The organism is Streptomyces sp. NPDC000983 (assembly GCF_040299205.1).
Taxonomy (GTDB): domain Bacteria; phylum Actinomycetota; class Actinomycetes; order Streptomycetales; family Streptomycetaceae; genus Streptomyces.
Map to the genome: position 1 here is coordinate 1 of NZ_JBEPBM010000089.1, position 8657 is coordinate 8657.

General features: G+C 68.6%; 8 protein-coding genes and 2 pseudogenes. 7 read left to right on the forward strand and 3 right to left on the reverse strand.

Going from position 1 to position 8657, the window contains the following annotated elements:
• The first annotated feature begins 178 nt into the window (after positions 1-178).
• Together ABT296_RS38010 and ABT296_RS38015 are read left to right on the forward strand one after the other, a co-directional pair.
• Positions 179-526, forward strand: a complete 348-nt coding sequence (locus ABT296_RS38010) for a hypothetical protein (protein ID WP_351934639.1) — start codon at positions 179-181, stop codon at positions 524-526.
• An 860-nt stretch (positions 527-1386) separates the two neighbouring features.
• Positions 1387-1776, forward strand: coding sequence for a sigma-70 RNA polymerase sigma factor region 4 domain-containing protein (locus ABT296_RS38015; RefSeq protein ID WP_351934641.1), 390 nt, complete (start codon positions 1387-1389; stop codon positions 1774-1776).
• Here the strand turns inward: ABT296_RS38015 and ABT296_RS38020 are convergent.
• Together ABT296_RS38020 and ABT296_RS38025 are read right to left on the reverse strand one after the other, a co-directional pair.
• Positions 1727-2238 (reverse strand): annotated as a pseudogene (locus tag ABT296_RS38020) (IS5 family transposase); the annotation flags it as partial. The gene ABT296_RS38015 and the pseudogene ABT296_RS38020 sit on opposite strands and share 50 nt — an antisense overlap.
• 230 nt (positions 2239-2468) lie before the next feature.
• Positions 2469-3173, reverse strand: coding sequence for an LURP-one-related family protein (locus ABT296_RS38025; RefSeq protein ID WP_351934643.1), 705 nt, complete (start codon positions 3171-3173; stop codon positions 2469-2471).
• A gap of 334 nt (positions 3174-3507) precedes the next feature.
• On the opposite strand from ABT296_RS38025, the gene ABT296_RS38030 reads away from it, so the two are divergent.
• Together ABT296_RS38030 and ABT296_RS38035 are read left to right on the forward strand one after the other, a co-directional pair.
• Positions 3508-5307, forward strand: a complete 1800-nt coding sequence (locus tag ABT296_RS38030; protein ID WP_351934645.1) for a sensor histidine kinase — start codon at positions 3508-3510, stop codon at positions 5305-5307.
• A gap of 104 nt (positions 5308-5411) precedes the next feature.
• Positions 5412-6089 (forward strand): response regulator transcription factor, encoded by a 678-nt coding sequence (locus tag ABT296_RS38035; protein ID WP_351934647.1) that lies wholly within the window; start codon positions 5412-5414, stop codon positions 6087-6089.
• 338 nt (positions 6090-6427) lie between these two features.
• Here ABT296_RS38035 and ABT296_RS38040 read toward each other — a convergent pair whose 3' ends face one another.
• Positions 6428-6658, reverse strand: coding sequence for a DUF6183 family protein (locus tag ABT296_RS38040; RefSeq protein ID WP_351934653.1), 231 nt, complete (start codon positions 6656-6658; stop codon positions 6428-6430).
• A gap of 35 nt (positions 6659-6693) precedes the next feature.
• On the opposite strand from ABT296_RS38040, the gene ABT296_RS38045 reads away from it, so the two are divergent.
• From ABT296_RS38045 to ABT296_RS38055, 3 genes and pseudogenes are all read left to right on the forward strand, one after another.
• Positions 6694-7002 (forward strand): transposase, encoded by a 309-nt coding sequence (locus ABT296_RS38045; protein WP_328561347.1) that lies wholly within the window; start codon positions 6694-6696, stop codon positions 7000-7002.
• Complete coding sequence (locus ABT296_RS38050) at positions 6999-7916, forward strand: IS3 family transposase (protein ID WP_351934649.1); 918 nt, start codon at positions 6999-7001, stop codon at positions 7914-7916. Before ABT296_RS38045 ends, ABT296_RS38050 begins: the two co-directional genes overlap by 4 nt.
• A gap of 32 nt (positions 7917-7948) precedes the next feature.
• Positions 7949-8542: pseudogene (locus ABT296_RS38055) on the forward strand (IS701 family transposase); the annotation flags it as partial.
• Between the last annotated feature and the right edge of the window lie 115 nt (positions 8543-8657).

Here is an 8657-nt window from a genome sequence, read left to right on the forward strand (position 1 = left end):
CATCGCACCGGACCGGAGACGAACGGACACTGATCACCTCAACAGGCCCCGACTACACGAACCATCCGAGTGTCCTGAACCGTCGGCGACGCCGTCCCGGGAACCTCAAGATCCCCGACAGAGTCGCTCATTGCCTCGGGCTCGATGACGCCTCAACGTCAGTGATGATCTTCTGGGCATGCTGATCCTGTGGGGCGATCCCCTCAACTGTTTCGCGAGCTCGTTTGGTTCGGCCAGTCCCGCAAAGCAACCGGACGAGACAGTAGAGAGCGTCGCGGTCGCCATTCTCGGCGCGCTCGCGGAGCACGGCTTCCATCCCACGGTCGCGAAGTGCTCGGTTGAGCCGACGGCGAGCGTGGACGTCCAGGCTGGCCAGTTCCGTCAGCTCTGCGAGTCGTCCGGCGCGGACCAACAGGTCCATGTGCCACAGATGGTTGTCGTGAGCGATGTAGTCGGTGGAGTAGCACTCAGCGTGGGCGCTCACCAGGGCGATGGCAGCGTCCCAATCACCAGAATGCTCGGCTGACTGTGCCTGCTCAAACCAAGTCACCCGACGAGTATCGCCCAACCCTTGATGCCGCCCTGACCGTGATCTTTCATGCGGGTGCGAAGTGTGGTCGGGCGCCCAAGTGCTCTAGTTGGGGACCTGGTTGGTATGCGCAGCAATTGCGGATCTGGTGCGCGGTGCGCAATGCTCTTGTCAGCGGCGGTCGGGGCCGTGGTTGGGGTGCGCAGGCATGTGGTGGGGGCTGTGGTGGGGGTGCGCAGGCCCGTGGTGGGTTTCTGGTCCGGGGTGCGTACCTGTCAGTCATGGTGCTGCGCACGGGTCCGTGTGGGCGGGTTGTTGCGCAGGCGTTGTTGTCCTTGGGACAGCAGGTGTTCGCTGCACCGTGACGCGGGCTGCGCAGCCCGGCGCATCCGATGCGCAGTGCCCTTGTGGCCGGCCGTGGTCGGGGTGCGCAAGGCCGTGGTGGGGCTGTGGTGGGTGCGCTGGATCGTGCTGGGCCTTGTTGACGGCTCGCTGCCAGCTGCGCGGCACTCCGCCGTGCTCGCGGGCCAGACGCGCGGCCAGCCCGCGCTGGTGGCCGCCCTCAGCCCGCACCGCCGCCAGCCCCAGCGGCCGCCGCGCAGCTGTGCGAGCGCATCAGCCGGTACGACCGTGCCGTGCACTGGATGCCCGCCTTCGAGCGGGACTGGGCCACGCTCTAGAGACGTTCCGGCAGACGACCTGATTCGGCTGCACGAGACGATCCGCGAGTGGACCGGCCGACTGGGCACCGCCCCCGGTGGTCGCCGGGTTCCTCGCGGAAGACCGGGAGGAGGGTTCCGCATTCACCAGTCCCCAAGGGCCTGTGCCCCCAGGCGCAGGCGCAGTGGGACGCCTACGTGAAGATGCGCAAGACCCTGTGGAAGTACGCCTGTGCCCGGGCCGGGCGCGATCACGCGGACGACATCTGCTCGAAGGTGGCGCTCGCCTTATACCGGCGGTTGCTGTCAGGCCCGCTGGAAGAGGGCCTCAGCATCAACCCGTACCTGTGGGTGATGGCCCGGAACATCGCGGGACAGCACCTCCTGGAACTGGCCGAGCGCGCCGAGAGCTTCGTGGGTGACGACACCACGAAGCTGGAGGACCCCGACCAGCACATCAGCGTCCACTTCACGAGCCGGGTCGAGTTCGACGAGGCGATGAGCGTGGTGAAGAAGGACCTCACCACCCTCCAGCTCCGCGCTTTCGTCCTCGCCGAGGGACGCGGATCTTCTCCAGGACCGGCTTGAACTGGGTGCAGTCCGCTCGCTGACCTGGAGTAACGATCAGGGATAGTGGGCGGCAGCGGCCGTCCGCGCTCAGGTGGCGCTTGCTGGTGAACCCACCGCGCGAGCGGCCCAGGCCCTCACCTCCCGCACCACCTCCACCAGGCGGGCAACGAGCTCTTGCCACGGCGTCTCGGCCTGGTGTTTCATCCCTCCGGCCCTCTTTGATCTCGGGGCCGGAGGCGGGTCGGTGCGGGCGCCAGCCGCATGCTGATGGGCGCGGATGATGGTGGAGTCGACCGAGATGTCCCAGTCGATCTCGCCTGCGGCGTCGGCCGCGGCCTGGACCTGCTGGAGCAGACGTTCCCATGTGCCGTCGGCCGACCACAGGCGGTGGCGTTCGTAGACGGTCTTCCACGGTCCGAATCGTTCGGGCAGATCGCGCCACTGAACGCCGGTCCGCACCTGGTGCAGAATCCCGTCGATCGCCTGCCGGTGGTCCCGCTACCGTCGGAGCCCTTGTCCCACAGGGCCGGCATGTCGGGACCCGGATGGTGCAGTAGCTGCCTTGCGTAGGCGGTCTCGCCGTCACTGGTGGGGCCGAGAACTCGATCATCCGGCCAGCATGTGACTCGGCGGTCTGTCGGCAATGCGACGCGTTACGGCGATACATGGCGTGCCTGGCACGTATCGCCGTAACGGACGTGATGTGTGTGTCAGTCCGCTTCGAGGGCGTCCAGGGCCAGCGTGTGGGCGATGGCGAGGCGGCGGTCGATGTCGGGGGTGAGGATCTCAAGTACGTACCGGGTGTGCAGCCCCAGCTTCTTGGTGACGGTCATCAGCGGCTTGCCGCTCTCGGTGTACTCGAAGCGGTACGGCCAGATGAACGGCACGTATTCGAGATACGGCACGAACTCCCAGACGAACCGGACGAAGGCCACCACCCGGCTGCGCTCGCGGCAGGTCAGCTTCGTCGTCCCCGGCTGCCGCACCTGCCATGTCCTACGGAGGAAAGACGCTCCCGCGTCCTCGTGGAACGATCCGAAGGACTGGCCCGACGCGTCCCGCACGTCGTACATGTAGCCCACCTCGTGGTCGCGGCCTTTGAAGGCTGCGAGAACGGACTTCCTGGACGCGTCCGTGTAGACGGTCACCTGCCCCCTGAGCGACAGCCGCTTCTCGCGTGCGTATGCGACGGGCTCCCCCTCGGAGCCGTCCGGCCGTGCCACGCTCACCACGTACTCGCCGGCCGTGAGGCTCAGTGTCTTCTTGATGACGAAGGTGTCGTGGGACTGGATGTCCGGTGCTTCCGCGTGGGTGGGGGCCGGGGCTTGGGCAGGGGTGGCCTTGATGAGGCTGACGGCGGCCTTGTCCTTCTCCTCACCTGCTCCTGTACACGACTGCGTGCCCGTGCTGTGCATCTGGCATCTCCCGTTGTCCCAGTGTCCCCGTTTCGGTCCGCCCATCGTCGGCCGCACGACCGGCCCGGCACAGTCTCCGGAAGTCGTGATCCCGGGCGACGAAAGGTGTCAACTTTCGTCGCACGCTTGCACGACGCCCGGCCGACGCACGCGTTCTTCTGGGGGACCTACCCTCGGTCCGGTGTATGCGGACAGGGAAGGGAATGTGGATGTGAGGGCGGGTACGGATGTGGGAGATCGACGGGTAGGTTCCGCCTGGCTCGCCGTTCGGGACCTCGGGCGACGGTTGACCGGAGGTGTGCTCTGGAGCCCCGCCCGAATCGCCGGGGAGGCGATGCTCGCACTCACCCTCGCCGGGCTCGCCACGGGCATCAGCGCGTGGACGGACACACTCGGGGCAAGGACCGTCCTCCTCGCCGCGGCGATGGCCCTGCTGGCGCCCGCGCGCCACGCGCTGCCCGTGACCGCCCTGATCCTCTCCGCCCCGCTGGCCGGGGGGTGGAACGTCATGGCCTCCGTGCTGCTGGTCTGCGCCGCATGGTCGGCGGGGCGGCGGATCACGGAACCTTGGCGGGTGGCCGCCGCGTTCGGGGCCGCGTGTGTGCTCCACACCGTCCCGGGCCTCTACCACGACATCACCTCAGGGGCCGCGGCTGTCCTGCCCGTCACCCTCGGGTGGAACGTCGTGACATTCCTTACCCTGGCCGTGGTGCCGGCCCTCGTCGCCCGCTACCGGGACCAACGACGGCAGCTGCTCGACGCGTTGTGGCAGAACAACGAGCAACTCAAGCGCGAGCAGGCGATGGTGGCCCGTGAGGCGCGGTTGCTGGAGCGCAACCGCATCGCTCATGACATGCACGACAGCCTCGGCCACCAACTCGCCCTGATCTCCGTGCACGCGGGCGCCCTCCAGGTCGACCCGGAGCTGACCGGGAACCAGCGGGAGGCCGTACGGATCCTCCGGGGTGCCTCCGTCGCCGCGATGGCGGAGCTGCGGGCGGCGGTGGGGGTGCTCCACGACAAGGCGGAGTATCGGGTGCAACAGAACGAGCAGCAGTATCAGGGGAATCAGGGGGAGATTTCCTACCGGGAGTACGGGGAGTATCGGGAACACCAGGGGCCCCAGCCGCAGCCGGTGGGCGGCGGTGCCTCGGTGCCTTACGCGCCCCGTTCCACCGCCGCCATCGACGGCCTGGTCGAGTCGTCCCGGGGCGCAGGCACGTCGGTGTCGCTGGACCGGAGCGGTGTCCGGCGTCCGTTGGCGCCCGCCGCCGACCACGAGGCGTACCGCATCGTCCAGGAAGGGCTGACCAACGCCCACAAGCACGCGCCGGGCGCCCCGATACGCGTTGCCCTGCGGTACGAACCGGACAGCCTGGTCGTGGAGGTCACCAACGGGCCTGTGCCGGGCGGAGCACCCGAGGTGTCGCCGGAGATCAGTGGCGGCCAGGGGTTGAAAGGGCTGCGCGAGCGGGTCGGTCGGGTCGGCGGCATGGTGCACACCGGGCCCACCGGGGACGGCGGTTTCCGGATCGCGGGGATGCTGCCGTACGGGCAGGAGAGCAAGGCGGGAAGCGGGGCGGAGGGCCGGGCGGACAACCTCGGGGGACACGGGGCGGGGAACGGCGTGCGGGGCGCGGTGCCGTACGGCACGACCTCCGTCGTACCGGCTCGCGACGTTCGGGGGCAGTGGCTTTCGGGGACGGTGGGCGACGGTGGAACAGCCATCAACGGAGCTGATCCACACAGGGAGTTCACCACCACTATGAGTGCCAAGAAGAACGTCGCCATCGGCTGCGCCGTCACCGCCGCCGTCCTCGTCGCGGGCGTCATCGGCCTGGGCGTCTGGGGGGTTGGCGTCATGACAGACGAGGTGAGGAAGGCGGACATCTCGCCGAGCGTCTACGAGGAGGCGGAGGTCGGGGACGCCGAGGCGGACATCCAGGCCAGGCTCCCCAAGGAGGACTCGTGGCTCACCTCGGACCTGGCCGACCAGGGGCCCGAGATACCCGAGGGAGCGACGTGCCGACACTTCACCTCCAAGGACGACCAGGGGGTCGATGCCCTCACCGTCTTCCGGTTCTGCTTCCAGGACGGGAAGTTGGTCTCCAAGGAGACGTACAAGGCGAAGTGATGCCGGGCTCCGCGCGGCAGGTCGGCCGGTACAGGGCATGATGGCGGGGCCACCCCGTCCGTTCTCCTTGAGAACGTCATGACCGACACCGCGCAGGAGGCTGTGTGATCCGGGTCCTCGTCGCCGACGACGAGCCGCTCATCAGGGCCGGCATCAGAATGATCCTCACCTCGGCCGACGACATCGACGTGGTCGCCGAGGCCGGGAACGGCCGCGAAGCGGTGGAAACGGCCCGGGGCGGTGGGGTCGACGTGGCGCTGCTGGACATCCAGATGCCGGTGATGGACGGGCTGGCGGCGCTGGTTGAGCTCGGCCGCGCCGCGCCGAAGGTACGGGTCCTGATCCTTACCACCTTCGGAGAGCGGGACAACGTACTTCGCACGCTCGGCCACGGCGGGGCGGGGTTCCTGCTGAAGGACTCCGCGCCCGGCGAGCTGATCCAGGCGGTCCGGGCCGCAGCGGCGGGCAACGCGTATCTCTCACCCCCTGCCGCCCGGCATGTGGCGGACGAGCTCTTCGCCACCGGGGCCACCACGCGCGGTGAGGCCGCGCGTCGTCGGCTCGACGGGCTCACCACCCGGGAGCGCGAGGTGCTGGCGTTGCTCGGAGAGGGGCTCTCCAACGCCGACGCGGGGCGGCGGCTGCATATGAGCGAGGCCACGGTGAAGACGTATGTCAGCCGCATCCTCACCAAGCTCGACTGTGACAACCGAGTCCAGGCCGCCCTCCTCGCTCGCGACGCAGGGCTCCAGCCGGGGGGACTTCAGCCGGGCGGGCACTGATTCCTGATGTGTAGCGGGTTCTTGTGAAGGGACAGGACTGCCAGCTCGTTTCAGTGGAGAGGGGCTGGGTGCTGGCGGGGCGTTGTGGGGGTGTGCGTGGCGTCGACGCGCGGTCAGCCTGACATCCGCGGCTTCGAGCCATGCGGATGCGGGAGGGAACCGAAGTTCCGCCCCCGTACCCGAGCCCAACTGCGTACCCGCCGTAGGATCGCCGCTCGCACCGGCGTCCCGCTCGCCACACTGCTCGGCCAGGCTGACCCGCTGCAGACGCGCTGATTCCGGCAGGCGGTGCGCAGGGCACCTGGCCCGACTCCCTGGACACACGAACAACTGCCGGCTCAGTCGGTGTCGGTCGCAGCGAGCACAGCCAGGCGCCGTCGACCTGGGGAGAGCACGGCCAGGCCAACGTCCCAGGCCACGTGCTCGAACCATGTGGTGCCGGCGCTGAAGCCGTGCCAGACGCAGTCCAGCACCTGTGCCTCGACCTCAGCAGCGCTGGTTCCTTCTGGACATCCGGCCAGCGCGGCCAGGGACTTGAGGTTCCCCCGAGATGCGGAAGATGGTGACAGAGGGTCAGATAGTTCTCATGAGAGGAACATCGACCATGGCTGCTCCCAGGAAGTACTCGCTGGAGTTGCGTGAGCGTGCGGTGCGGATGTACCGGACCTCCGACCCGAAGCCGCAGATCAAGAAGCTGGCCGTCGATCTCGGCGTGCATCCGGAGGCCCTGCGGGGCTGGATCCGGCAGGCCGAGGCGGACGCCGGCGAGCGCGACGACCGGCTCACCACCGACGAGCGGGCCGAGCTGATGGCCCTGCGCAAGGAGAACGCCCAGCTCAAGCGAGCCAACGACGTGCTGCGGACGGCCTCGGCTTTTTTCGCGGCCCAGCTCGACCCGACCCGGCCCAGGTGACGGCGCTCCTCGACGAGCATCCCCGCCTGGGGGTCGAGCCCGTACTGCGGGAACTGCGCATCGCTTCCTCCACGTACTACCGGTGGCGCCGCGCCGAAAGGGAGCCGTGCGAACGGGTGCGCCGCGACGCTGAACTCACCGAGCAGATCAAGGAGATCCACGCCGATTCCGGCGGTGTCTACGGCTCACCGCGCGTACACGCCGTCCTCAGACGCGAGGGCGTCCACGTCGGGCGCAAACGCGTCGAGCGGCTGATGCGCGAGGCCGACATCGCGGGCATCAGCCCGCGCCGCAAGGGCTTCACGCGCCGGGACCCCAAAGCCACCCTGGCACCGGACCTGGTTGAGCGCGACTTCACCGCACCGGCGCCGAACCGGCTGCGGGTCACCGACCTCACCATGATCTCAACCGGCGAGGGACCCTTGTGGCTCTCGGCGATCCGCGATGCGTTCTCCCGCCGGGTGGTGGCGTGGGAGACCTCTGCCCGGGCGGACGCCGACCTCGTGCTGACCATGCTCGAGTACGCCCTCGCGTCCCGCGAGGTCGAGCCCGGCACGCTCGTCCACCACGCCGACCACGGGTGTCAATACACGTCCGTGAAACTGACAACTCGACTGCTGCGAGCGGGAGTTCAGGCTTCCATGGGATCCGTCGGGGACTCGTGCGTCAACGCCCTCGCGGAGAACCTCTGGATGCTCATCAAAACCGAATGCATCCGCGGCCGCACCTTCACCACCCGGGCCGAGGCCAACCTCGCACTCTTCGAGTACGTCGACGGCTTCTACAACAGCCGACGCATCCAGAAACGGCTCGGCTACCTCAGCCCTGTCGAGTTTGAGGAGAAGCACTACGCCGAACGGGCAACGACCGAACGAACGAACTTGAAACCCCGTCAACCCGCCCTGACCAGCTGATCAGCACCTCCCGCACGCCGGGGGAACCTCAGTATCTCGCCCTGCGCGAAGCCGGTCTGGCCTACGTGGTCGCGCTCAAGCCGCACCCCGGCACTTGGGCGCTGGCCGACCAGCCACACACGCCCATCGAAGCCGCCCACGCCCTGACCTGGCGTGATGCCAGACGTCCCGGCGACTGGACACCCGTTCAGCGGCACTTCCGCGACGGGCACACCGAGACCTGGTGGGCCGCCGACGCACGCCTGGGCGGCTACGGACCCGACTCGCCCTGCCGACTGGTCGTGGCCACTACCGACCCGGCCCGGCTGCCACCGAAGACAACTTGGTACCTGGCCACCAACCTCCCCCACCCCGACGCACCCCACGCCGCCACCGACCCGCACCCGCCGGCCGACCTCGCCGAGATCGTCCGCCTCTACGGCCTGCGGCCATGGATCGATCAGAGCTACAAACAGATCAAGGACGAACTCGGCTGGGCCGACTTCCAAGTCCGCTCCGCCCGCGCCATCCACCGCCACCAGACCCTGGTCAACTGCGCTTTCTCCTTCTGCTGGGACCAATGGTTCGCGCCACCCGGACCGCTGGACGCCACAGCACCGGACCCCTGCCCCGACAAGGGGCCAGAGTAGGGGGCCCAGCCCAACCCGAGCAATGCTCAGTACCTGTGGATCGGCCTCGGGAAGGGTGCCTCGCGAAACGCGGAGGGCGTACCTTCCCGAGTGATCGATTGATGGTCACCGA

What these genes read in the sequence shown, in the direction of transcription:
- ABT296_RS38010 (WP_351934639.1), top strand. Translation starts at nt 179, where the DNA reads ATGCTGATCCTGTGGGGCGATCCCCTCAACTGTTTCGCGAGCTCGTTT.
- ABT296_RS38030 (WP_351934645.1), top strand. Translation starts at nt 3,508, where the DNA reads ATGCTCGCACTCACCCTCGCCGGGCTCGCCACGGGCATCAGCGCGTGG.
- ABT296_RS38045 (WP_328561347.1), top strand. Translation starts at nt 6,694, where the DNA reads ATGGCTGCTCCCAGGAAGTACTCGCTGGAGTTGCGTGAGCGTGCGGTG.
- ABT296_RS38025 (WP_351934643.1), bottom strand. Translation starts at nt 3,173, where the DNA reads ATGCACAGCACGGGCACGCAGTCGTGTACAGGAGCAGGTGAGGAGAAG.